This window comes from Paenibacillus sp. BIC5C1 (assembly GCF_032399705.1).
GTDB lineage: Bacteria > Bacillota > Bacilli > Paenibacillales > Paenibacillaceae > Paenibacillus > Paenibacillus taichungensis_A.
Genome location: NZ_CP135922.1, coordinates 5,610,414 through 5,634,994, shown reverse-complemented (window position 1 = coordinate 5,634,994; position 24,581 = coordinate 5,610,414). Strand labels below are relative to the sequence as shown.

Below are 24,581 nucleotides of genomic sequence, written 5' to 3'. Positions count from 1 at the left end.
TGTCTAGGAACGGCGTTTAAACCAGGAACCAATAATGGGAGCACGGGAAAGATCGTGAAAATCAATCATTTTGGTCCAACCCATAACCATGAAATAAACGATTAGACCAACAAGGGGCGCTAGAAGCATTCTGATCCAAAACGGAAGCAAGGATGCAGTCTGTTCATAAATGACCAGAGTAGCGGCGCCCATGATAACCATACCAGTGCCTGTTTTGACCCAATCCATTACCTTGAAACGGAACTGTAACAGGTTGCGGACACTTCTTGCATGTAAAAGCGTAACGACCGTTGAATTCACACAAATGGCAATCACCGCACCAAATATACCGTATTCCGGACGGGAGGCGAGTACCAAAATCAATGTGATTTTGATGACAGCACCAATAAATGTATTGAGCAGTGCCTTTCCCGGACGATCCAATGCTTGAAGGGCGGCTTGAAGAGGAGCTTGAATGTAAATAAATAAAGCAAAAGGAGCCATCAGCTTAAGCATGCTTCCGATCGATGCATCATTATACAGGACAAGACACATCGGTTCGGCAAGCACATACATAAACACAGAAAATGGAGCACCTGTTACAAGTGCTAGCCGTAGCGCCTGATGCATCCGTTTATGAATGAGCGCACGGTCACCTTGAGCCGAGGCCTCAGACAATGAAGGGACAAGTGACGTGGCTAACGAGGACGTTAATGCTCCCGGTAAGAGAAGTAGCGGGATAATCATGCCCTGTAATGCTCCATACTGGGCCGTGGCGAGCCCTTTGGAGATACCTGCAATAGCTAGACTTTGAGCGGTTACAATTGTCTCAGCGAGATAGGAGAGGGAACCAACTAACCGTCCGGCAGTTACGGGTACGGAAATCGCGAGTAATCGACGCAGAAGTCCAGGCTCTGATCCGGTTGAGTTTTTTGAAATAGCAGATTTGGTTTCGATTGGAGATTCGAGTACAGGATGATGTTGATCGATATATTTCTTCTGTCTAGCATAGTTCCACAGTAATACAAGCATGCCGACGAATTCTCCGACGAGTGCTCCAAGCATGGCTCCTGCAGCAGCTTGAGCAATTCCTCGGGGTAAGAGGAGCCAGGAAAACCAGATCACACAGATAATACGAATGACCGTTTCTACGATTGATGAAACAGCCGTAGGCATCATGTTTTGTTTCCCCTGGAAATACCCTCTGTAGACTGCAGATACGGCGATGATGGCAATCATAGGGCTCATGCTGACAAACGTGTGATAGACCCTCTCATCGGTCAGCACATAACGGGTGACCCATGGAGCGAAGATAATGCACAAAAACATAAACACAACGCCAAGGGTCAGTGTGAAGATCAGGCTGATTTGTAGAATTCGTTGGGGTGAATAACGGTTGGCACCTGTATCCGCTTCGGCTACGAGCTTGGCTACAGCCAATGGAATACCGCCAGTGATTAATGTGACGAGTACGATGAAAAATGGATAGCTAAGTTGGTAGATGCCAACACCCTCTGCACCAATAACCCGTGGCAGCGCAATGCGCGGGATGAACCCGAGAATCCGATTAATAATGCCTGCGGCGAGCAGGATCATGGCTCCCTGGATAAATGTCTGTTTCTTCAAGACTACCCCTCTTTCCCGGTTGGAGTACAGATATTCATAAACGGGACAAAGCCGTCGTTCTTCATCCTATGCCAGTCCAATATCTTCTCATGACAACTTGGACACGATTAACAAAAAGATCCATCACCAGCAAGAAGGAATATGATCGGGTAAAGTCGAATGTTGTAATATTGATGCCGCATAAAGGCTTGGATGTATGAAGGGAGGCTCCCCGTTGGAAGAAATGAATGATGTGGAGTTGGAACAGTCTATAGAGATGCTCTGCCGCAGCAAAGCAGAGGAACTAAGGCTTGTCGGTTACGAATATGTCACCAGCAAAGATGTCTGGAATTGCATCAGTCATAAATATGAAAAGCAGGGCATTCCACCGCTTCACCAACTGGTGAACGACATATTGTCACTGAAAGCAACAAGCTTTATGAACTTTATGACCGTGTCTGCATACCGGGGGTCCTCTTTCTAGCGAAAGGGATCTTTTTTGTTGGAAATTGACTGCTTTTTACGGCATCGCTATAATGGGAATATTGAGAACGAAAGGGGATCTAGGAACGGCATGAAAAGAATCGTCAGTTTCATTTTGGTCGTACTTGTGACCGCAGGAGTAATGTTGGGCACAAGTCCAGGGCTGCTCAAAAATATACGCTTGGGCCTCGATTTAAAAGGAGGCTACGAGATCTTATATGAAGCAGAGCCGCTGGAACAAGGACAACAAGTCACCAAAGCATCTTTGGTGCAAACAGCAAAAAGTCTGGAGAGCCGTGCCAATGCGCTCGGAACAAGCGAGCCGGAAGTAACAACTGAAGGAACGAACCGGATCCGTTTGAAGCTGGCCGGGGTGACCGACGAGGCTGAAGTCAGAGCCAAAATGAAAGAACCTGCTGTCATGACCTTCCGCAGTAAAGCAGAGAATGACAAAGAAGGCGAATACACCAAAATCGAGCTTCGGGGAAATGAGTTCGTGGAGAATGGTGCCAAAGTGGTATTCAGCCAGTTGAACGCACCGATGATCGACATCAAGGTTAAGGACAAAGCGAAGTTTGCTGAAATCACCAAACGTTTGATTGGACAACCATTGGCAATCTATTTGGATGATCAACTGTTATCTGCACCAACCGTGCAGCAGCAGCTGAGTGATGGCTCTGCACAGATCACGGGTAACTACTCACGTGAGGAAGCCAATCAACTTCGTGATACCATTAATTTGGGCGCGTTGCCGTTGAAACTGACAGAGAAGTATTCTCAAAGCGTTGGTGCAACGCTTGGTAAACTATCTCTGGACCAGACGATTAAAGCGGGATTAATTGGTTCCGTGATTATTCTGGTGTTCATGATTGGTCTGTACCGTATTCCCGGGATTATTGCGAGCTTTGCGCTGATTACACATACGTGGCTGGTACTCGCTATCTTCTATATGGGAGAATTCGTACTTACCCTTCCGGGGATTGCGGCATTTATCCTGGGTATAGGGATGGCCGTGGATGCCAACATCATCACGTACGAGCGGATCAAGGAAGAAATGCGCAGTGGCAAGTCGATTTTGTCTTCGGTAAGAGCTGGAGGTAAAAGTTCATTCCGTACAATTATCGACTCCAACATTACAACTATTATTGCTGCATCTGTTATGTTCTTCATGGGTACTGGTGCGGTTAAAGGTTTCGCCCTCGTATTGATTTTTGACATCGTGACCAGTATTATCACGAATATTTTCTTCTCCCGCTTCCTGTTGACCCTGCTTGTGCGGGCTAACGTATTGAAGAAGCCTAAGTACTTCGGAGTGAAGGAGAGTGAAATTCGTGCGCTTTAATTGGAATTTTGATTATGTTAAAGGCAGTAAAATTGCCTATGCCTTTTCCATCATTTTGACGATTGCAGGTATCGTTAGTATTTTGGCTCTGGGATTGAATTATGCGGTAGATTTTCGTTCGGGTTCTAACGTGGACATTACGGTATCCAAGGCGATCACAACCGAACAAATCAAGCCCATTGTTAGTGACCTAGGTGTTGACACCAAGGATGTTCATATTACACCTGGTGCTGATCGGGTTAACGTTCGTTTCTCGAACGTACTGGATGAAAATCAGGAAAGCAAGTTTAAGCAAGAGTTCACCAAGCTGGACTCAACCGCTTCTTATGAAGTCAACACGGTTGACCCGGAAATGGCTAAAGAACTTGAACGTAATGCCATATACGCGGTTCTCATCGCTAGTATCGGGATTATGATCTATGTAGCGATCCGATTTGAATGGCGGTTTGGATTGGCTGCTGTAATTGCGCTCTTCCATGATGCCTTTGTAGTGATTAGTGTGTTCTCGATCTTCCGATTGGAAGTGAATCTGACCTTCATTACGGCTGTACTGACCATTGTCGGATTCTCGATCAATGATACAATCGTTATCTTCGACCGGATTCGTGAGAATATGCGTTTTGCTAAAAAGACTTCGAAAGCCGATTTGCGTGAAGTAGTCAACCGCAGTTTGGCGCAAACGATGACACGTTCCCTGAATACAACATTCACCGTGTTTGTCGCTTCGCTCTGCTTGTTTATTTTTGGTGGAGAATCCATTCGCATGTTCTCACTTGCTATGGTAATCGGAACATTGTTCGGTGCATATTCTTCGATCTATATCGCCGCTCCATTGTGGCTGGCGCTCAAAGGTAAACAAACAGAGAAACCTAAAGCAGCTGTTAAAGCATCCAACTAAACATTGTATTGTGAAGCCGCGTCTGCCAGGCGCGGTTTTGCAACTTTAGGTAGAGTATTAAGGGGGGGCATCGCCATGACCAGAGAACGTTTCCCTTCTGTTCACGCTGCCACGTGGAGCGGGATCGCCGGGAATTTGACACTTGCAGTAATCAAGGCTGGGTTCGGTTATATGGCAAACAGCAAATCGCTGCTTGCAGACGGCCTGCACTCTGCTTCAGAAGCTGCTTCTTCATTGTCCGGCCTCTTTCCCTCGAAGTCTGTACAAACCAAAAAAAAGGCTCGTAGGGAGCGGTCAAAGGAACATTCACGTATCGCGAGACCTGGAATTTCGGTATTATTATCTGTGCTCATTCTCATGGGTGGCCTGCAAATCGCCATCTCCGCTTTAGGGAGTCTGTCTGGAGATGAACCAGAATCGCTAGAAAAGTATACCCATGCCCTTGTGGTAGCTTTTGCAGCATTGGCTGTGAAAGAAGCAATCTTTCAATATCAATACCGTTATTTCCGTAAACGAAATCAATCGCAGGCTCTAGCTTATGCACAGCAACATCGTCGGGCACTCTACTGTTCACTTATTGTCTTGGTCGGTATTGTAGGTTCCATGACAGGAGAAACAATGGGTTGGAGTATTCTTCGATACATGGATCCCGCAGCTGCATTGATAGCTTCCTGTTTTGTGCTTCACAAAGGCTACAGAATGATTGTGGATACCGTATATGGTTCACTTGTTCAGGAATTGGAACAGGAAGAAGCGCTTGACTTCAAAGAGACGGTGCAGCGTGTATATGGCATTATTACGATTGAACATCTGGTAGCACGTGAACAGGAACATGATGTTACGATTGAACTGGTCATTAGTGTGAACCCTAGAATTTCCGTGCTCGAGGCACAAGAGATTGCGAACCGGGCGAAGACACTTCTCTTAACTCGTTTCAGTCATGTGAAAGAAGTACAGATCCAGGCTGTACCTTATGATCCTGGATATCCTTATAAATCCAATCATGAACTGCCAGATCCTGAAGCGACATTAATTCAATAATGAAGCTTGGTCCAGTAGATCAGGAAAGGAGCGTTATCATTGCTTTATTCGCAATACCGGTGGAACACACCGAATATCGATTTGGAGGCGGCTGCGGGACTCTCGCAGGCGCTTTCCGTTTCATCACTTGTTGGACGTTTGCTGGTCAGTCGCGGGGTTTATAATGAATCAGAGGCAGAACAATTTCTGCATCCTGATCTTAATCAGATGCATGATCCTTATCTCCTTCTAGGCATGAAAGAAGCTGTGCCCCGAATCCAGCTGGCTATTGAGCGTGAAGAACATATTTTAATATATGGGGACTACGACGCGGACGGTGTATCCAGTACATCCCTGATGATCCATCTGATGCGTTATCTTGGTGCTTCTTATGATATCTATATCCCTCATCGTTCCAATGAAGGTTACGGGTTACACAATCATGCCTTGGATTGGGCTCATCAACAAGGAGTCACGCTGGTGATTACGGTAGATACCGGAATCAGTGCGGTAGAGCAGATTGCTTATGCTGCAACACTGGGAATGGAAGTCATTGTGACGGATCACCATGAACCACCTGAAGTTTTGCCTAAGGCTTATACGCTCATTAATCCCAAACTCCCGGACTGTCCGTACCCATTTAAAGGGTTAGCAGGTGCGGGTGTAGCATTGAAGCTGGCTCAGGCATTGATCGGAGAAGTGCCTGGAGAATGGATGGAAATTGCCGCTATTGGTACGGTTGCGGATTTGATGCCTTTGGAAGGCGAGAACCGGGTTATCGTCAGTTATGGTGTTGAGTCCATGCGAGGGACACGTCTGCCTGGTGTAAGTGCTCTGCTAGAAATTAGTGGCGTAGATCAAACTCAGGTCACCTCAATCAATATTGCCTTTGCAATGGCTCCGCGTATTAATGCAAGCGGACGTCTGGATCATGCTGGGCGAGCCGTATCGCTGCTTACAACCGAGGATCTGGATGAGGCACACACTTTGGCAGGCCAACTGGACTTGCTGAATCGTGAAAGGCAACAGGTTGTTGAGGGCATACTTCTGGAAGCGACAGCTCAGTTGGAACAGAAAATCCAGCTTAATTCCGGAGCATTGCCGGACGTCATCGTTTTAGCGGGAGAAGGCTGGAATGTTGGCGTTGTAGGTATTGTTGCTTCCAAATTACTTGAACGGTATTATCGGCCAACACTTATCCTGGGCATTGACCAGGAGAGTGGCGCTTGTAAAGGCTCAGCACGCTCCATAGAGGGGCTGGACATCTATGAGGCATTAACTGCTTGCAAACACACGATGGACCATTATGGTGGTCATCCAGCTGCAGCAGGCATGAGCCTTCATCGGGATCAACTTAAAGATCTGGAAGCCGGACTGAATGAGTTTGCGGCATCCGTGTTGACGGAGGAGGACTTTGTACCCCATCGTCTTGCAGATGACGAATGCAGAATCAGTGATGTGCCATTGCAGGTCATTCAAGAGATCGACAGGCTCCAGCCGTTTGGCATGAGTAATCCATCTCCACGTTTTGTATTGCGCAGTGTGACTGTAAAAGAAACACGAACGATGGGACGGGAAAAACGTCATCTTAAATTGGTTCTGGAACAGGATGGTCAGCAATTGGAGACGGTAGCCTTTGGCAAAGGAGCATTAGCTGAATTTCTGCCGCCAGGCTCCATCATTGATGTTATGGGCGAATTGTCCGTAAATGAGTGGAACGGGATGAGGAAACCACAATTAATGCTGCAGGACATCCAGGTTCCACATGCGCAAGTTTTTGATTTGCGAGGTAGTACGGAGCCTCTGAACGCGATGAAGCAGTTCTTGAGTTCGCTTGAAATACATTTGCGATACAAGTCAGGCTCAATTGGTGCCATCGTTCGGAAAGAAACGAATGTTTCCGAGGGAAATTCATTGTATGAACCGTGCCTTTGGGTATATGATAGAAAGGTCGGTTTGTTTCCGTGCAATGCTGCCGCGCAGCATTATGGGCAGGAACAGGTCCGGACGTTATTTGTGTTTGATACGCCGGAAACCCCGGAACAACTTGATGCAATGCTGGCTTTATTCAGCGGAGCCGAGAATATCATCCTTCTGCACGGATCAGGCAACCGCCGAGATCGCCTTCAGATGCCTTCCAGAGAACTCTTCAAGCGTATTTATATGCTGGTGTCCAAATGGAGAGCTGAACCCGTGGAGGAACAAGAGATCACTCCTGTGCTCAGTCGTCAGTGTGGCTGCTCGCCGCGCATGATTACCATGATGTTGGATGTTTTTGAGGAGTTATCGTTCATAACCCGAGAAGCTGGAAAGATTGTGTTTGTGGATAACCCACCCAAGCGTGAGCTAACCGCTTCGCGTCAATATCAGGCGCTGGAGAGCATGGCCGAGACAGAGCAGGTGATGCTGGATGCATCGACCCCTCAACTGACACAATGGATGATATCCCGGATGAAGGGCGTATCTTAGATAGAAGTTGTGCTATTTATTTTAGGAGGAGATTATTTTGGATTTTAAAGATTATATTCGTGTCATTCCTGACTTTCCACAACCGGGAATCAGCTTCAAAGACATTACGACATTGTTGAAGGATGGAGAAATGTACCGCAAGGCGATCAATGAGCTGAAAGTAATGGTTTCGGATCTCAAAATTGACGTTATTGCTGGACCTGAAGCACGTGGATTCGTTGTGGGCGCTCCTCTGGCGTACGCTCTGGGTGTCGGTTTTGCTCCGATCCGTAAAAGTGGAAAATTGCCTGGAGAGACGATCGAAGTCGGTTATGATCTTGAATATGGCAAAGATACGCTTGCTATGCATACAGATGCGATCGAAAAAGGACAAAATGTCCTGATTGCGGATGATCTGCTGGCGACAGGCGGAACTATTGCTACCTCCATTAACCTGATTGAACAATTGGGTGGCAAGATTGTAGGTGCAGCATTCCTGATTGAGCTGTCTGATCTGAATGGACGTGCAAAATTGCCGGGGATTGATGTATTTACATTGATGAACTACTAGAATTCTGGCATTTATTGCTGTTAAATCACGTGAACTGGATCTCCCGTTTCCCGGGAAATAATATACAGCATTAACTATTTACAAAAAAAGCCTGTCCCTCAACCCGTTAAGGTTAGAGAGCAGGCTTTTTGCATTGTACGATGTATAAGATGAAGAATGAATAAACATTGTTCGTTCAAAATTAGTCGGCAAGAAATCAATCCGGAGTTTTCTCGGTTAAAGGCTGTTTCTCCGTTTGATCATTCGACCAACCCAGTACTTCAAATAATTTAAACAACAAGCTCAGCAGAATTCCGACGATGGTTGCCAGAGCCATTCCCTTGAGATGAATACCATAAAATGTGATCTCAGTACCACTGAGTCCGATGACGAGTACAAGGGTAGTTAGCAACAAGTTGGTAGGTTTGGCAAAATCCACTTTCTGTTCGACCAGAATACGCAAACCGGATGCCGCAATTACTCCGAACAGAAGCAAAGACACACCACCCATAACTGGAACGGGAATGTTAGCTATAAGTGCCGAGAACGTACCTGAGAACGAAAGCACGATCGCGATAACGGCAGCGCCGCCAATAACATACGTCGAGTAAACCCGTGTCAGAGCCATAACACCAATATTCTCACCATAAGTTGTATTCGGTGTGGATCCTACAAAACCGGAAAGAATAGTTGAAACGCCGTTCCCAAGCAGGGAGCGATGCAGACCTGGGTCCTTGGACAGATCTTTGCCCACAATGCTGCTCGTTACAAGCAGATGTCCGATGTGTTCAACAATGACAACAAGGGCGACAGGCAAAATGGTAAAGATGACAGACCAGTCAAATGTCGGTGTCGTTACAGTAGGCAGCGAGATAAAGTCAGCGTTCGCTATATTCCCGGTTTTTACCTCACCCATAAAGTATCCAAGCACGTAACCGGATACAATCCCGATTAGAATGTGAATGATCTTGGGGAACCCACGGAAGGTTACTGCACCAATAACAGTGATACCAAGAGTAACCATGGCTAAAATAATTGGTTTGGCTTGAGGTACCCAGTCTGGGTTCTCAGCAGGGTTTGAATTGATCAGCCCAGCCATTCCGGCTGCTACAGGGACAAGCTCGAGACCGATTAGGGCAACAATAGCACCCATAACCGCTGGTGGGAATACCACGTTAATCCAGCCTGTTCCCGCATACTTGATGATAAGAGCCACAATGCAGAAAATAACGCCCGTTACAATGAACGCTCCAAGTGCCATGGAGTATCCGTTATCAGGGTGTGCTATTAACACGGAAGAAACAGGTGCGATAAAAGCAAAGCTTGACCCCAGATAGGCCGGAATCTTTCCTTTACACATGAGTATGTACAGCAATGTTCCAATTCCGTTCATAAGCAAGATCATACTTGGATCGACACCGAACAGATTCGGCACAAGTACCGTGCTGCCAAACATGGCGAACAAATGCTGGAGACTCAACAGTGAGCCTGAGCCAAGCGGCATTTTTTGATTAACCTGAATTTCACGTTGCAATGAATGTTCATCTCCTTTTTTCCGAAACACAAATCTTCAATATAGTACAGAGTTTCTCTTCATTTAGCAATAACATTTTTCCACTAAGCGCAGATAAAGTATTTTTATTTTGCGAATGGATCCTTCTATTTCGGTAAATAACGGTAATAATACATAATAAATGAGGATGATTTCCAACCTCTGTTGAATATCGGACAACAACTTTGGCGAATGACACATAACGTATAAAAAAATTGGATATGTGCTCTTATTCGTCAGTAGTTGACGGGAAACGGGCGAAGCGTCATAATTATAGGAAATTACTTTTACGGGGAACCTGTGTTGATATCATGTCACGGGTTCCATTTTGTATAGAAAGGACACGGAACAGATCAGAATGGGCATAGAGCAATTACTCGAGAAGGCCGGGGCATATATCAAAGAACCCGATCTGGTGCGCATACGTGAAGCTTACGAATTTGCTGATCAGGCCCACCATGGACAGACGCGAAAATCGGGAGAACCGTATATTCTGCATCCGCTTGCGGTTGCCGATATTGTTGTAAACATGCAGATGGACACCATCTCCATAATTGCAGCGCTTCTTCATGATGTAGTAGAAGATACTACGGTTTCACTTGAAGAAATCCGCAATCATTTCGGCAATACGTGTGCCATGCTTGTTGACGGCTTGACGAAGCTGGAACGTATTCAGTTCCGCTCCAAGGAAGAACAGCAGAACGAGAACTACCGCAAAATGTTCATCGCCATGGCGCAGGACATCCGTGTCATCGTGATCAAATTGGCTGACCGTCTGCATAATATGCGGACACTCAAGTTTCAGTCGGAAGAAAGTCAACGTCGGATTTCATATGAAACGTTGGAGATTTTCTGTCCGATTGCGAACCGTCTGGGTATATCTGCAATTAAATGGGAAATGGAGGACATCGCCCTCCGTTATTTGAATCCGCAGCAATATTACCGAATTGCCAACCTGATGCACAAAAAGCGTGCGGAACGTGAGCAATATATTGATACGGTTATGGACGGTATTACGAGCAAACTGGATGAGATGGGAATTCAGGCAGATCTGTCTGGTCGACCTAAGCACATCTACAGTGTGTTCAAAAAAATGACAACGAAAAACAAACAGTTTAACGAGATTTATGATCTGCTTGCGATTCGTATTATTGTGGATAACATCAAGGATTGTTATGCTACCCTCGGTATTATACACACGTTATGGAAACCAATGCCTGGACGTTTCAAGGACTATATTGCGATGCCGAAGGCAAACATGTATCAATCGCTGCATACCACAGTCGTAGGTCCGAATGGGGAACCAACTGAAGTCCAGATCCGGACATGGGATATGCACCGCACCGCTGAATTCGGTATTGCTGCCCACTGGGCCTACAAGGAAGGCGCTACGAACGGAAACGGAAATAATTTTGAAGATAAAATTACGTTCTTCCGCGAGATTCTTGAACTTCAAAATGAAGCGCAGGATGCGTCTGAATTTGTAGAATCGCTTAAAATGGATTTCTTCTCTGATCTGGTGTTTGTATTCACGCCAAAAGGTGAAGTTATCGAATTGCCTACTGGATCTGTTCCATTGGATTTTGCATATAGAATCCATACAGAGGTGGGTAATCGGACAATTGGTGCCAAAGTAAATGGTCGTATCGTTCCACTCGATTATCATCTCAAAACAGGCGATATCATTGAAATTTTAACGTCCAAACATTCTTATGGACCGAGTCAGGACTGGCTTAAAATTGCAAAATCCTCTCACGCACGAGCGAAGATCAAGCAATGGTTCAAGAAGGAACGGCGGGAAGAAAACGTTGAAAAAGGACGCGACAGTTGTGAACGTGAACTTAAGCGCATGGGACTTGATCCATCTGCCTGGATGACAGACGATAAGTTGCAGGAAGCAGCCAAAAAGTATGCCTTCAATGATATTGAGGATATGCTCGCAGCTGTTGGCTTCGGTGGCATTACGGCTGCACAGATCGTGACCAAAGCAACGGAGAAACTTCGCAAGGAGCAGGAAGAATCCAGTTTGCTTGAACTGAACTCCGAGATGCGTGAGCTGAAGCCTGCACCTGAACGCAAAAACCGTCCGACCAATGGCATCCGTGTCAAAGGTATAGACAATTTACTTGTTCGCTTTGCGCGCTGCTGTAACCCTGTACCAGGGGATGCTATTATCGGGTATGTTACACGTGGACGTGGGGTTTCGGTGCATCGAACGGACTGTCCAAATATTCCGTCCAGTACGGATGGGGAAGAAGCAGCTCGCGTCATTGAAGTCGAGTGGGAAGAGAATATTGAAGCAAACTACAGTGTGGATATTGAGATTACGGGCCACGATCGTAACGGCTTGCTCAATGAAGTGCTTCAGGCTGTTTCCGAAAGTAAAACCAATATATCTGCCGTCACCGGGCGTACAGATAAAAATAAATTAGCATTGGTGCACGTCACAATTCTGATTCGTAATACGGAGCATCTGCATTCGGTTGTGGAACGGATCAAACGGGTGAAAGATGTTTATTCGGTGCATCGGATTATGCAGTAAGGAGCCTGTAAGATGAGGGTGCTTGTACAACGCTGTAAAGAGGCCCAGGTGTCCGTTGGAGACGAGCTGACGGGGAGAATTGAATCCGGATTGATGTTGCTCGTGGGAATTACACATGAGGACACGGAGAAGGATGCCATCTATTTGGCAGACAAAATTGCTGGACTCCGAATCTTTGAGGATGAGCAGGAAAAGATGAATCTCAGTCTGATGGATGTGGGCGGGGCTGTATTATCTGTCTCACAATTTACATTGTACGGAGATTGCCGCAAAGGAAAACGCCCAAGCTTTGCAGCTGCAGCCAGACCTGAAGCGGCAGAATTGTTGTATGAAACGTTTAATCAGCTGCTACGTGATAAAGGAATTCAGGTGGAAACCGGACGTTTCGGAGCGATGATGGATGTGACTTTCACGAATTGGGGACCAGTGACATTAATGCTTGAAAGCCCTATTCGTCAAGAAACGCATGCATAATTGATTGGGGAACAGGCCATAATGAGGGATAATTCGGTTCATTAACATAAGATGATCAAAGGAGTATCCCAACCATTATGCGCCAATCCGTCAAGGAAACACGTTCCCGAATAGAACCTCTGCTTCTGCCTGGAAACCTGTATGAGTCCCTGAAGCTTGCCCGAGCTGCTGCCGAGTGTGCAACAACGATCTGGGCCCTTCAGGATTCGGATAAAGGTGAGCAGAGCCGTCTTCCGCGTGACTGAGTGCTGAACATTTGGAATGAATGAAAAGTCTTGATTCGATCATCGAATCAGGGCTTTTTTTGTTATGGAACTTAACTGTTTCTGAATCGGATCACCTAATCAAAGTCAAAATAATACAGGCTCGTCATGTTATAAACGGCTCTGGTTAGGGTAATAACAGAACGAGGCACGATGGCGTGCCAGGTTCAGTATTTATTACGGGCAATGAACAAGAAATATACACCAACAATTTCTGCGAATACCCGATTCAAGAAGTTTCGAACACGGAAAGGAGAACATACGTTATGAGTAAAGTTGCTTTTTTATTGGCGAATGATTTCGAAGATTCGGAAATGCAGGTTCCATATGATGAGGTGAAAAAAGCCGGGCACGACGTGGAAATTATCGGCTTGAAGGCAGGAGAGACGCTGAAAGGTAAAGGTGGTAAAGCCACCTATACTTCGGACAAAGCGATCGCTGAGGTTTCGGCTTCGGATTACGACGCAGTTGTCATTCCAGGTGGGTCTTCTCCTGAAAATTTGCGTACGGACGCACATATCCTGAAATTCGTAACGGAGATCAATAGTGCGAAGAAACCTATCGCTGCGATCTGCCACGGTCCGCAAATTCTGGCAAGTGCCAATTTGTTGAAAGGCCGTACGATTACCTCCTATCCACCGCTCAAGGATGATATGGTGAACGCAGGGGCAGAATTCAAGGATCATGAAGCTGTAGTCGATGGCAATTATATTACATCCCGTACGCCAGCCGATGAACCAGCATTTGTTCGCGAGTTGTTAAAAGTCATTTAACAACTTGGAACGGACCGTACTTTAATGTGATTGCTGATTAAAATGTAGATTAAAGCTCAAAGCTTTTAATTTTCGTTATTCCAAGCATTTATTCCGATAAAGGAGGGTTTGACATGACAAAACATATTCAGGCGTATTTTCGGACCGAGGACGAGGCAGAGGGGGCTAGAACCTCACTTCAGACGTTCCGTACAGAGCATTTGGAAGTAGGGCAACTGGATAGCGCGGTTGGCAGAGACAAACGGATTATGGTACCTCTGGTGCCTTATAACACAGCGGGTGGCGTAGGGACCAATGGAGCCATGGGTGTGGGTGCAGCACCTGGGGTGCCGGCCAGCGAAAATGTAATCCCGGTCGTCAGCAATGTGGATCGTGATACCGAGCGAGGTACCCGAGAAAATGTGAATGAGGATGGCGATCTGTTGAATGCGGCGGATGTATCCTCGGCTGATTATGACGACCTGCATTATGTTTTGTCTGCCAAAGTAAGGGATGAGGATTATGAGGAAATTGTTCATAAACTTCGTTCCAACCAAGCTTATGTGGAAGAATTGAATTAATAATTACAATGAAGCCCTTGCAGTGCCTGATTTCAATGTCAGGACACTCTGCTGGGGCTTTTTGGATAGAACAACAAATTATAAAGCGCTATCATTTTTGTAATATTACTGTAATATTAGTTACATAAGCCTTTAACATAGCCCGTTTATAATAACACACATGACCCCCTTTTTTTATATATCCTTTGAGCCTGCACACCGTGTGCAGGTTTTTTTTTTGAGATGAGAATTTATATGTTTTGGACGAAGCTTACCCCGTATTCAAATTTTTGCTAGAATAGAGAAATGGGTTTAAGTATTTTAAAGCGAATTATTTTCATAGTTGGGCTTCATTGGACGGTAAATCAAGCTTCCAGCAATTGGGCTCAGACGAATCCAATCCTATGATAGAGAGTGTGAGGAATTCATAGCCAGAGTGATCGTCATATTCTAGATGAACCTATACTCGCTGAAACGGCCCCGCCCTTCTACAAGGGCGGGGCAACCGTTTCTGCTTGATTGCTGGAAATTGTAAGTCATATAGAATGCCTTGTATGAGAAATGACACCTGGAATTCTAAAGCAACAGTGTTCTCATGCAAATGGCTAGTGACAGATTTAAGGGGGAATTAGTTTTGAGTAAGGTTGGAAGAAATGATTTATGCCCATGCGGAAGCGGGAAGAAATATAAGAAATGCTGTCTGGGCAAGGAGCCCTCTGCGGTAGAATCGATATTGGGGCTGATATCAACGGAGCAACCGGTCCAGGAAGCCTCGATTCAGCCTGAGAGCAAGCTGACCCTGACCAAGCTGAAAAAGATGGTGGCGAGCGAACTGAAATGGGAGCATCCGGCTCACGAACAGCTGGCACTGCAGCTTATTGAGGATATGAGAAACCAATACGAGCGGGAGCTGATTTTGGAAGCTCTGATGCTATGGAATGGCTATTCCCGTCAGACCCAGCCTACTGTCAAGAAGACAGGCTCGTTCTGCGCCGCAATCGAGTATTTGCTGTCCGAGGAATACGGATTCAATGTCTCAAAGGCTGAGCTGGCCTCTAAATATGAGGTAGCAACAGCAACGATCTCCCGGAAGGTTAAGGAGATGTTTAATTACATCGAAGAATATGGCATGGGCGGCGAAACTGATGAGCTGATGATGCTGAACAGCCCAGGCACATCGAAGGATAAAGCGCAAGCTCTGCTACATAAGGCGATGGAAGCCAGTTCTGCCAAACGCAGAGTACAGCTGGCGGAAACGGTACTGGAGATGTATCCTGACAGCTCTGATGCGTATCTTATTCTGGCTGAGGAGTCGGACAATGAGCAGGATGCACGAGCTTTCCTCAAGGACGGAATCGCTGCTGGCAAACGCGAACTTGGCGAACTGTTTTTTGAGAAGAACAAAGGGGACTTCTGGAGGCTTCATGAGACCCGTCCATATATCCGGATATGCAAAAGCTACGCCGAATCCTGCTGGTTTGGCGGAGATACCAAAGAAGCGGCACAAATCCTAGAGCATATTTTGGAGCTTAATACGGAAGACAATACCGGGGCGCGTTACCTGCTCGCTGCTGTGTATTTGTACAGCAACCAATTGAAGCAGGCAGAGCAACTGATGGAGAAGTATGGGAAAGGTGACGCCGCAACCGCCTTTGCGTATGACAAGATCATTCTGGAGTACAAGAGGAATGGAATTACCGCCCAGCTCAACATGTTGTACCGTGTGGCCAGGGATGTGAACAAACATGTGCCTGATTATCTGCTGGGTTTGAAGCGGCTGCCGCATAACCTCCCTGATTTTGTCGGAATGGGCAATTCCGACGAAGCGATTGAATATGTCATTATGCATTCCCGTCTATGGGCGAATGTGCCGGATCTGCTGAAGTGGATGCTGAAACAATAGAGATAGAGATATAAGAAGGCAATAGAAGTTGGAATTCATTTGGTGAAACCAGCTTCTATTAGCCTTGATTTCTATGGACTCCGCATCCCGTACGGCGTGTGAAAATTGTTTTCTAATGCTATCTTTTGGTGTTAACCCTTGACTTTAGCACTGCGGTTCATTACAATCAGAAAATAAATTAACTTTAAACGTTATATAATAACATGTAATCATATAACTTGATGATTTGATGACGGGACCAAGTACTCCGTGCCCACATGAACAGAGAGGAATCCCTTGGCTGTAAGGATTCTCTTGATGAGCGGACGAATGACTTCCCCGAGAACAGACAGCGAACACATTGGATTTATATCTGATGGTTATTAGCTGGCCTGCGCAGGACGTGCGTTATACGTAGAGCGGAATGATCTGTTTGATCGGATTGCCTGGAGCAACCTTAGATCATCACATGATCACCTGAACGGCGAAAGTGTCAGGGATTCCGGAATGTGGGTGGTACCACGGGTGAATGTGTAAACACAATCCCTCGTCCCTTTGTCTACTGTTTATACAGCGACAGGGCGAGGGATTTTTTTGTTATACAGAGAAAAATAGATGCTGGAGGGATGAAAGATGGCTTTTCAAAAACCGACTGGAACGCAGGACTTGCTACCTGGTGTTGTGGAAAAGTGGCAGTTCGTAGAGGAAAAAGCGCGTGATCTGTGTCGCCGTTTTAATTACCGCGAGATTCGCACACCGATCTTCGAACAGACTTCTTTATTTGTACGAGGCGTTGGGGAAACAACCGATATTGTTGAAAAAGAAATGTACACCTTCAATGATAAAGGGGACCGCAGCATGACCCTTCGTCCGGAGGGTACAGCGGGTGTTGTCCGCGCTTATGTGGAAAATAAAATTTATGGCGAACCGGATGTGAGCAAGCTCTATTACATCGGTCCGATGTTCCGTTATGAACGTCCGCAAGCAGGTCGCCAGCGTCAGTTCCACCAGTTCGGTGTAGAAGCTATCGGAGCCCTTGATCCAGCGATCGATGCTGAAGTCATTGCGCTTGGGTATCAACTGTGTGTAGAACTGGGATTGAAAGATGTCAAAGTCGAGATCAACTCGGTGGGTAACCCAACGAGCCGTGCAGAATATCGCGAAAAACTGCTTGGATTCCTCAGACCGATGAAGGACAGCCTGTGCAAGGACTGCCAATCCCGGATGGAACGTAATCCGCTGCGTGTGCTCGACTGCAAAGTTGATCAGGACAAATTCGTAGGGGCACCTTCCATACTGGATAGTCTGGATGAAGAATCATTGAACCACTTCGCTAAACTGAAAGAGTATCTGGATGATTTTGGCGTAGATTACGTGGTGAACAATCGTCTGGTACGCGGCTTGGATTACTACACATTGACTGCTTTTGAACTGAAAGCCCAAGGCATTGGCGCGATTGATACAGTCGGCGGTGGGGGCAGATACAACGGCCTCGTTGGAGATATCGGTGGACCAGATCAGCCTGGTATTGGTTTCGGTATCGGTCTGGAGCGTATTCAACTGATTCTGGAACACCAGAACATTGATGTTAGTTCCCTTGCTCCACTGGATGTATATTTTGTTGCTCTCGGTGAAGCTGCCGATCGTGAAGTCAACCGTCAACTGTTTAAGCTTCGTCAATCCGGTCTGTCCGGTGAACGCGACTATCTCGGTCGCAAGATGAAGGCCCAGATGAAATCAGCTGACCGGTTCAAAGCCCGTTACACTGCCATTCTAGGTGATGATGAACTGGAACGCGGGGAAATTGCCCTGAAGTCCATGGATACAGGTGAACAACAAACGGTGAAGCTGGATGATCTGGTATCAGCTATACGTGGAAGTAAATAAGCGCGAGTGAGTTTGAAACTGTAAAATAACAACAATTGATCCGGCAAAATTACTGAGGTTCACCAATGTTTCCGATTAATCGGAAGTTGGCGGGTCAGAGGTAACTGCCTTTTCGAATAATATCGTCTTCACGCAACCGCACTGTTGAAAAGCGGGCTCTGCCCGCACATACAGAACGGAAATTCACATAAGAGGAGTTTGGTTATGAAAAGAAGTCATCATTGCGGCGCATTAACACCCGCACACATCGGTGAGACCGTAACATTGAACGGCTGGGTACAGACCCGCCGTGACCTGGGGGGCGTACTGTTTATCGATCTGCGTGACCGCAGCGGAATTGTACAAGTTGTTTTCAACCCGGCTTACTCTGGCGAAGCATTGCAAATCGCTGACAGAGTGCGGAGCGAGTACGTTATCGCAGTAACAGGTAAAGTGGTTAAACGTGACGAAGAGACCGTAAACAAAAACTTGCCTACAGGCGAAATCGAAGTGCAAATTACCGAGATTGAAGTACTGAACGCGGCAAAAACTCCTCCATTCTTCATCGAAGATGGTGTGGAAGTCGATGAGTCCCTTCGTTTGAAATACCGTTACCTGGACTTGCGTCGTCCGGAAATGTTTGAAACATTGAAATTGCGTTCCAAAGCATCCAAAGTGTTCCGTGATTATCTGGATGGAGAAGAATTCGTTGAAGTAGAAACACCGATTCTGACCAAGAGCTCCCCGGAAGGTGCGCGTGATTATCTCGTACCAAGCCGTGTGCATGAAGGTGAATTCTTCGCCCTGCCGCAATCCCCACAAATCTACAAACAATTGCTGATGGTCGGCGGACTTGAGCGTTACTATCAGATCGCTCGTTGTTTCCGTGATGAAGATTTGCGTGCGGACCGCCAACCGGAATTCACCCAAGTCGACATCGAGACTTCCTTCCTGCAACAGGATGACCTGCTGCCAATGATGGAAGAGCTGATGGCCAAATTGCTGCGTGAAACGAAAGGTATTGAGCTGGAACTGCCTTTCCAACGGATTACGTATGCAGATGCAATGGGTAAATACGGTTCAGACAAACCGGATCTGCGTTTTGGCATGGAACTGGTAGAAATGAACGATATCGTAGCAAACAGTGGTGTGAAAGTATTTGCTTCTGTCATCGAAAAAGGTGGAGAAGTGAAAGTTCTGAACGCCAAAGGCTGTGGTACATGGAGCCGTAAAGAAATCGATGACCTGGGACCATTCGCAGCGCGTTACGGTGCAAAAGGATTGGCATGGATTCAAGTAAAAGATGGCGAGTTCAAAGGACCAATCGTGAAGTTCTTTACGCCAGAAGAGATCGAAGCAGTCAAAGAACGTACTGGTGCTGAAGAAGGCGACTTGTTGCTCTTCTCTGCTGACACCAAAAAAGTGGTTGCAGATGTACTGGGCGCACTTCGTCTGAAAATTGGTCGTCAACTGGGCCTGATCGATGACAGCAAATTCAAATTTGCTTGGGTTGTTGACTTCCCATTACTCGGGTACGATGAAGATGCGAAACGTTATGTAGCGGAACACCATCCATTCACACGTCCTAAAGACGAAGATGTGCATCTTTTTGACACAGATCCAGGTGCTATTCGCGCTCAAGCCTATGACCTCGTTCTGAATGGTTATGAAGTGGGCGGCGGTTCGATGCGTATCTACAAACGTGATGTTCAAGAAAAAATGTTCGCTGCTCTGGGACTTTCTCCGGAAGTAGCCAACGAGAAATTCGGTTATCTGCTCGAAGCATTTGAATATGGAACGCCACCACACGGCGGAATCGCTTTTGGTCTCGACCGTCTGGTGATGCTGCTGGCAGGTCGCACGAATCTGCGTGAAACGATTGCCTTCCCGAAAACGGCAAGTGCAACGGATCTGCTCATGAATGCACCTTCAGAAGTGGATAACTCCCAATTGGAACAACTTCACATCCGCGTAGCCCGTAAACCGGTGGCGGAAAAGAAATAAAGGAGGCATCGATTCTCAATGCTCCATCAATTTTCAAGAACAGAATTGGCAATCGGACCTGAGGGTCTGAACGCTTTGAAAAATAGTACAGTAGCTGTGCTCGGCATCGGCGGCGTAGGCGGTATTGCAGTGGAAGCTCTCGCCCGCAGCGGTGTTGGCCGTATCATTCTGATTGATAAAGACGTGGTGGACATCACCAACATCAATCGTCAGATTCATGCTTTGACCACGACCGTTGGTCAGAAAAAAGCAGATCTGATGGTGGAACGAGTGAAGCTCATCAATCCAGAGTGTGACGCGATTGCACTGAATATGTTTTACACGGAAGAAACGTATGAGGAATTGTTCAAGTATGAGCTGGATTATGTGTTGGATGCTTCGGACACGATTATTTACAAAATCCATCTCATCAAGGAATGCTTGAAACGGAAGATTCCGGTTATTTCCAGCATGGGTGCGGCGAACAAAATGGACCCAACGAAATTCCAGGTTGCGGATATTTCGAAAACGACCATGGACCCGATTGCCCGTGTTGTCCGCACAAAACTGCGGAAAGAAGGTATCAAAAAAGGTGTGAAAGTGGTCTTCTCCACCGAAGAACCATTGAAACCGCGCGCAGATGTAACGCAGAAAATTGTTCCTGAGAATGCGCCGGAAATTCGCAAGGCCAAACAGCCACCAGCGAGTAACGCCTTTGTTCCTCCTGTAGCCGGACTGATCATGGTCAGTGTGGCCGTCAAGGAACTGATCGAAATCGCAGAGAATAAGCAGCAGTAATCTGTTTGTGAATGAAAAGCGTAGGTGCCGACAAGGTACCTACGCTTTTTTTGCATGCGCAAAACCTAAACAAATGTCAGGGTTACGTGATGTACTTCAATCCCAAAAGCGTGTATGATATGTGATGCTGCGCGAAATGATGATAAATACATAGAGAAATCGCAGCTATATAAGATGAATATAAGATTTACACAAGAACGAAGAGGACATAAAAACCTGAGAAGCGAAGCGTGCGCTTAATAGCTTTCTGAAAGAAAGCTACATCGGAAGCATACGCTATCACCGGATTTAACTTAAAAACATAAATCTAAAAATCTGGGGATAACAGCGATCGGAAGGTTGTTCTGTCCGCGCAATGGTAGAGTGTAAATACTTTTGTTCGGCTTACATCGAGAGAGGGGAACGGAACGAATGAAACAAGGATGGGTGACCAGACGTCTTGGCATGGAGCCGGGGGACCAGTGGAAGAAGGAAATTGTGGCGGGAGCCATTTCCTATTTTGCCGTGGTTTATATCGTAATGGTCAATGCAACAATTCTGGCTGATGCTGGAATGCCGCTACAGGCGGCTATGGTGGGTACTCTGCTGACGTCCATTGCAGGTTGCTTGCTGATGGCATTTGGTGGTAAGTCGCCGATTATCGTTGTACCTGGCATGGGCATCAATGCATTTTTCACTTATACACTCGTACATTCGATGAAATTGAGCTGGCAGGAAGCCTTGGCGGTTGTATCTGTCACCGGTGTGCTGTTTGCAGTCGTAGCTTTTACATCGTTATATAAAATGATTAGTGAGGCCATTCCGAAAAACCTGCAGCATGGCATTACGGTGGGGATTGGTTTGTTTCTGACGTTCATCGGTCTGCAAAAAAGCGGAATCGTCATCGCACACCAGACCACGTTTGTGGCGATCGGACATTTTAATGATACTGGAGTTATTACCGCTTGTGTTACTCTTGTGATCGCCTTGATTTTATTTATACGCAATGTACAGGGCGGACTCCTGATCAGCATTCTTGCAGGGACAGGTCTTGCATATGTACTCGGTGCCGTAAATCCCGGTGAGCCGGTGTCAGCTCTAGAAGCATTACGTCAATATGGAGGCTTGTTTGGAGAGCTTTCTTTGGTGAAGCTGGCGGATTTGGCGTTCTGGATTGCAGTATTCCTGTTGCTGCTAATTGTTGTATTTGAAAATATTGGACTGATCACGGCCCAGACTCATCTTATTGGTCGTCCCCAGCGGTTCAAGGGGAGCTTACGTGCATTATCCATCAGTACCGTATTGGCAGGTGTATTCGGAAGTAGTCCTCCAGTAGCTGCGGCGGAGACAACAGCGGGTATAGCGGCTGGTGGGCGTACAGGTTTGACTCCACTGGTTACCGCAGTGCTGTTTGGTGCAACGTTCTTCTTTATTCCATTGTTGGGTTATATTCCGGACAGTGCTATTGCACCGATTTTGATCATTATTGGTGGCTTGATGGTACAAAGTGTGAAGGATATGGATTTCAGTGATTTCACGGAAGCTTTTCCGGCTTTTCTGATCATGGTCATGATTCCATTTACGTATAGTATTGTGGACGGTATGGCATTTGGATTCATTGCCTATCCGGTGGCGAAGCTCGCGGCAGGTCAGGGCAAACAGGTACCTAAAGTCATGTACGGCATTGCCATTCTGTTTTTGGCCAATTTTGTGCTGCATGGGATATTGTAAAAGACAGGAAACGTAATGTAAGTTCATACGTATGATCTCTGGTGAACAAGGGGAGAACGGAGGAACGGTAATGGAAGAGCAACAACATACAGGTCAAGATGAATCAAAAATAGGGAAAAAAGGATTCAAGGATTTTGTGAAGCTGATTGCTGCCACTAATCCACCGAAACTAATTCTAATCATAGCGTTGATCCTGACACTTATTCAGACGACAGCCGGACTAATTGTGCCTTTGATGACCAAAGGCCTGATTGATGGGCTCACGATGTCTGCGCTGAACAAGTCCGTTATTTTCCTGCTTCTGGGGGCATTTGTTATTCAGGCCATCGCTTCAGGCATCAGCATCTATATGTTGAACTATGCAGGTCAACGGGTAGTTGCGACACTGCGAACAAAGCTGTGGAATAAGGTGTTATCCCTACCGATGCCATATTTCGATCGGAATCGTACAGGTGATACGATGAGTCGAATCACGAATGATACAAGTCAGATTATGACGCTAATTGCGGATTATCTTGTCTCTTTTGTATCCAATATCGTTGCGGTTGTGGGCGGGGTAGCGTTGCTTTTTTATCTGGATTGGGTCATGTCACTCATTATTCTGAGTCTGGTGCCGCTAACACTGCTGATCCTGTTGCCAGTTGGGCGTAAAATGTACAAAATCTCCAAAAAGCAGCAGGACGAAATGGCAGGTCTTACTTCGGTGCTCAGCCAAGTCATTGGCGAGATCCGTTTGGTGAAAGCTTATGGAACGGAGAAACAGGAGGCGGAGGCAGGCGATTCCCGTATTGGGAAGATGTTTGCTTTTGGACTGCAGGAAGCTCGGATTTTGGCGTTGATTGGACCACTCTTTACGTTTGTCATGACGGCCGTGCTGGTTGTTATTCTGGGTGTTGGAGGTATGCGGGTAGCTTCAGGTTTGCTGTCTCCGGGGGAACTGGTCGCCTTCATTCTGTTGTTGTTCCAGGTGATTATGCCGATGGGACAATTTACGACATTGTATTCACGTCTGCAAAAGGTTGTCGGTGCGACAGAACGCATTCAGGCTATTCTGGCACATGAAGAGGAACCGCGTCATAGCACAACAATTGCGCCCAAGGGCAATGAGACGATTACATTCAACAATCTGCATTTCTCTTATGTAACAGGGGAAGAGGTACTGCATGGGATCAACCTGACCGTTCCGGCCCGTAAAGTAACGGCCATTGTGGGGCCAAGCGGGAGCGGGAAATCAACGCTGTTCTCCCTGTTGGAGCAGTTCTATCTTCCAGAGTCGGGTAGTATATCCTATGGTGGACAAGCCATAACTGATTATTCATTAGCCTCTTGGCGAAGCAAGATTGGATATGTATCACAGGAGAGCCCTTTGATGGCAGGCACAATTAAGGAAAACATGACATACGGGCTGGGCCGTGAAGCGAGTATGGATGAAATTAGACAGGCGGCAGAAATGGCGTATTCGTCAGCTTTTATCGACAAATTGCCACAGGGCTATGACACGGAAGTGGGAGAACGCGGGATTAAACTCTCCGGTGGTCAACGCCAACGGATCGCTATTGCTCGTGCACTGCTGCGCAGTCCGGATATTCTGATGCTTGATGAAGCCACGTCCAGTCTGGACAGCACCTCCGAACATGAAGTGCAGCAAGCATTGTCCAATCTGATGGAAGGACGAACGACGGTAGTCATTGCACACCGATTGTCCACTGTCGTCGACTCTGATCAGATTGTTGTGCTGGAACAGGGACATGTAACGGGAACTGGAACACATGCGGAGTTAATTAGCAATCATCCGGTATACCGTGAACTGGCACAGAAACAGTTTGTGGCACAGGATGGCAAGCCGGATTCTGAACCGGATTGATGAAAAAGGG

Annotated in this window: 19 protein-coding genes; 17 read left to right on the top strand and 2 right to left on the bottom strand. The window is 46.6% G+C overall.

Annotation, left to right across the window (positions count from 1 at the left end):
- Positions 1 to 3 precede the first annotated feature (3 nt).
- Positions 4 to 1,605, bottom strand: coding sequence for a stage V sporulation protein B (spoVB, locus tag RS891_RS25190; RefSeq protein ID WP_315793539.1), 1,602 nt, complete (start codon positions 1,603 to 1,605; stop codon positions 4 to 6).
- Positions 1,606 to 1,828: 223 nt separating this feature from the next.
- Between spoVB and RS891_RS25185 the strand changes: the two genes are divergently transcribed.
- The 6 genes from RS891_RS25185 (at position 1,829) to RS891_RS25160 (ending at position 8,346) form a co-directional block, all read left to right on the top strand.
- A complete protein-coding gene (locus RS891_RS25185; RefSeq protein ID WP_175383441.1) occupies positions 1,829 to 2,068 on the top strand; it encodes a post-transcriptional regulator in 240 nt (79 codons plus the stop codon).
- A gap of 90 nt (positions 2,069 to 2,158) precedes the next feature.
- A complete protein-coding gene (gene secD, locus RS891_RS25180) occupies positions 2,159 to 3,409 on the top strand; it encodes a protein translocase subunit SecD (protein ID WP_315793538.1) in 1,251 nt (416 codons plus the stop codon).
- Positions 3,399 to 4,307 (top strand): protein translocase subunit SecF, encoded by a 909-nt coding sequence (gene secF / locus RS891_RS25175; RefSeq protein WP_315793537.1) that lies wholly within the window; start codon positions 3,399 to 3,401, stop codon positions 4,305 to 4,307. The genes secD and secF overlap by 11 nt, the downstream gene beginning before the upstream one ends.
- A 75-nt stretch (positions 4,308 to 4,382) precedes the next feature.
- Positions 4,383 to 5,348: a cation diffusion facilitator family transporter gene (locus tag RS891_RS25170; protein ID WP_315793536.1), complete on the top strand. Its 966-nt coding sequence runs from the start codon at positions 4,383 to 4,385 to the stop codon at positions 5,346 to 5,348.
- Positions 5,349 to 5,387: 39 nt separating this feature from the next.
- Positions 5,388 to 7,796 (top strand): single-stranded-DNA-specific exonuclease RecJ, encoded by a 2,409-nt coding sequence (gene recJ, locus RS891_RS25165; protein ID WP_315793535.1) that lies wholly within the window; start codon positions 5,388 to 5,390, stop codon positions 7,794 to 7,796.
- Positions 7,797 to 7,833: 37 nt separating this feature from the next.
- Complete coding sequence (locus RS891_RS25160; RefSeq protein WP_024633046.1) at positions 7,834 to 8,346, top strand: adenine phosphoribosyltransferase; 513 nt, start codon at positions 7,834 to 7,836, stop codon at positions 8,344 to 8,346.
- A gap of 196 nt (positions 8,347 to 8,542) precedes the next feature.
- Here the strand turns inward: RS891_RS25160 and uraA are convergent, their stop codons facing one another.
- The gene (gene uraA, locus RS891_RS25155; protein WP_315793534.1) at positions 8,543 to 9,859 is read right to left on the bottom strand and encodes a uracil permease; all 1,317 of its coding nucleotides are present in this window, start codon (positions 9,857 to 9,859) and stop codon (positions 8,543 to 8,545) included.
- Positions 9,860 to 10,235: 376 nt separating this feature from the next.
- On the opposite strand from uraA, the gene RS891_RS25150 reads away from it, so the two are divergent.
- From RS891_RS25150 to RS891_RS25100, 11 genes are all read left to right on the top strand, one after another.
- Positions 10,236 to 12,419, top strand: a complete 2,184-nt coding sequence (locus tag RS891_RS25150) for a RelA/SpoT family protein (RefSeq protein WP_110002001.1) — start codon at positions 10,236 to 10,238, stop codon at positions 12,417 to 12,419.
- A gap of 12 nt (positions 12,420 to 12,431) precedes the next feature.
- Positions 12,432 to 12,893, top strand: a complete 462-nt coding sequence (gene dtd / locus RS891_RS25145; RefSeq protein WP_315793533.1) for a D-aminoacyl-tRNA deacylase — start codon at positions 12,432 to 12,434, stop codon at positions 12,891 to 12,893.
- 77 nt (positions 12,894 to 12,970) lie between these two features.
- Entirely contained in the window at positions 12,971 to 13,138 is a 168-nt protein-coding gene (locus RS891_RS25140) for a hypothetical protein (RefSeq protein ID WP_160319650.1), read from the top strand.
- 284 nt (positions 13,139 to 13,422) lie between these two features.
- Positions 13,423 to 13,929, top strand: coding sequence for a type 1 glutamine amidotransferase domain-containing protein (locus RS891_RS25135; RefSeq protein WP_113053426.1), 507 nt, complete (start codon positions 13,423 to 13,425; stop codon positions 13,927 to 13,929).
- A gap of 113 nt (positions 13,930 to 14,042) precedes the next feature.
- Complete coding sequence (locus RS891_RS25130; protein ID WP_113053427.1) at positions 14,043 to 14,489, top strand: hypothetical protein; 447 nt, start codon at positions 14,043 to 14,045, stop codon at positions 14,487 to 14,489.
- Positions 14,490 to 15,102: 613 nt separating this feature from the next.
- On the top strand, positions 15,103 to 16,371 hold the full coding sequence (locus RS891_RS25125; protein WP_315793532.1) for an SEC-C metal-binding domain-containing protein: 1,269 nt from the start codon (positions 15,103 to 15,105) through the stop codon (positions 16,369 to 16,371).
- Positions 16,372 to 16,983: 612 nt separating this feature from the next.
- Positions 16,984 to 18,237 carry a histidine--tRNA ligase gene (hisS, locus tag RS891_RS25120; RefSeq protein ID WP_315793531.1) on the top strand — a complete coding sequence of 418 codons (1,254 nt, stop codon included), beginning with the start codon at positions 16,984 to 16,986 and terminating at the stop codon, positions 18,235 to 18,237.
- Positions 18,238 to 18,441: 204 nt separating this feature from the next.
- The gene (aspS, locus tag RS891_RS25115; RefSeq protein ID WP_063567716.1) at positions 18,442 to 20,220 is read left to right on the top strand and encodes an aspartate--tRNA ligase; all 1,779 of its coding nucleotides are present in this window, start codon (positions 18,442 to 18,444) and stop codon (positions 20,218 to 20,220) included.
- Between the two features lie 18 nt (positions 20,221 to 20,238).
- On the top strand, positions 20,239 to 20,997 hold the full coding sequence (locus tag RS891_RS25110) for a tRNA threonylcarbamoyladenosine dehydratase (protein ID WP_076287755.1): 759 nt from the start codon (positions 20,239 to 20,241) through the stop codon (positions 20,995 to 20,997).
- Positions 20,998 to 21,408: 411 nt separating this feature from the next.
- Positions 21,409 to 22,707, top strand: coding sequence for an NCS2 family permease (locus RS891_RS25105; protein ID WP_315793530.1), 1,299 nt, complete (start codon positions 21,409 to 21,411; stop codon positions 22,705 to 22,707).
- A 70-nt stretch (positions 22,708 to 22,777) separates the two neighbouring features.
- A complete protein-coding gene (locus RS891_RS25100) occupies positions 22,778 to 24,571 on the top strand; it encodes an ABC transporter ATP-binding protein (protein WP_315793529.1) in 1,794 nt (597 codons plus the stop codon).
- Positions 24,572 to 24,581 lie beyond the last annotated feature (10 nt).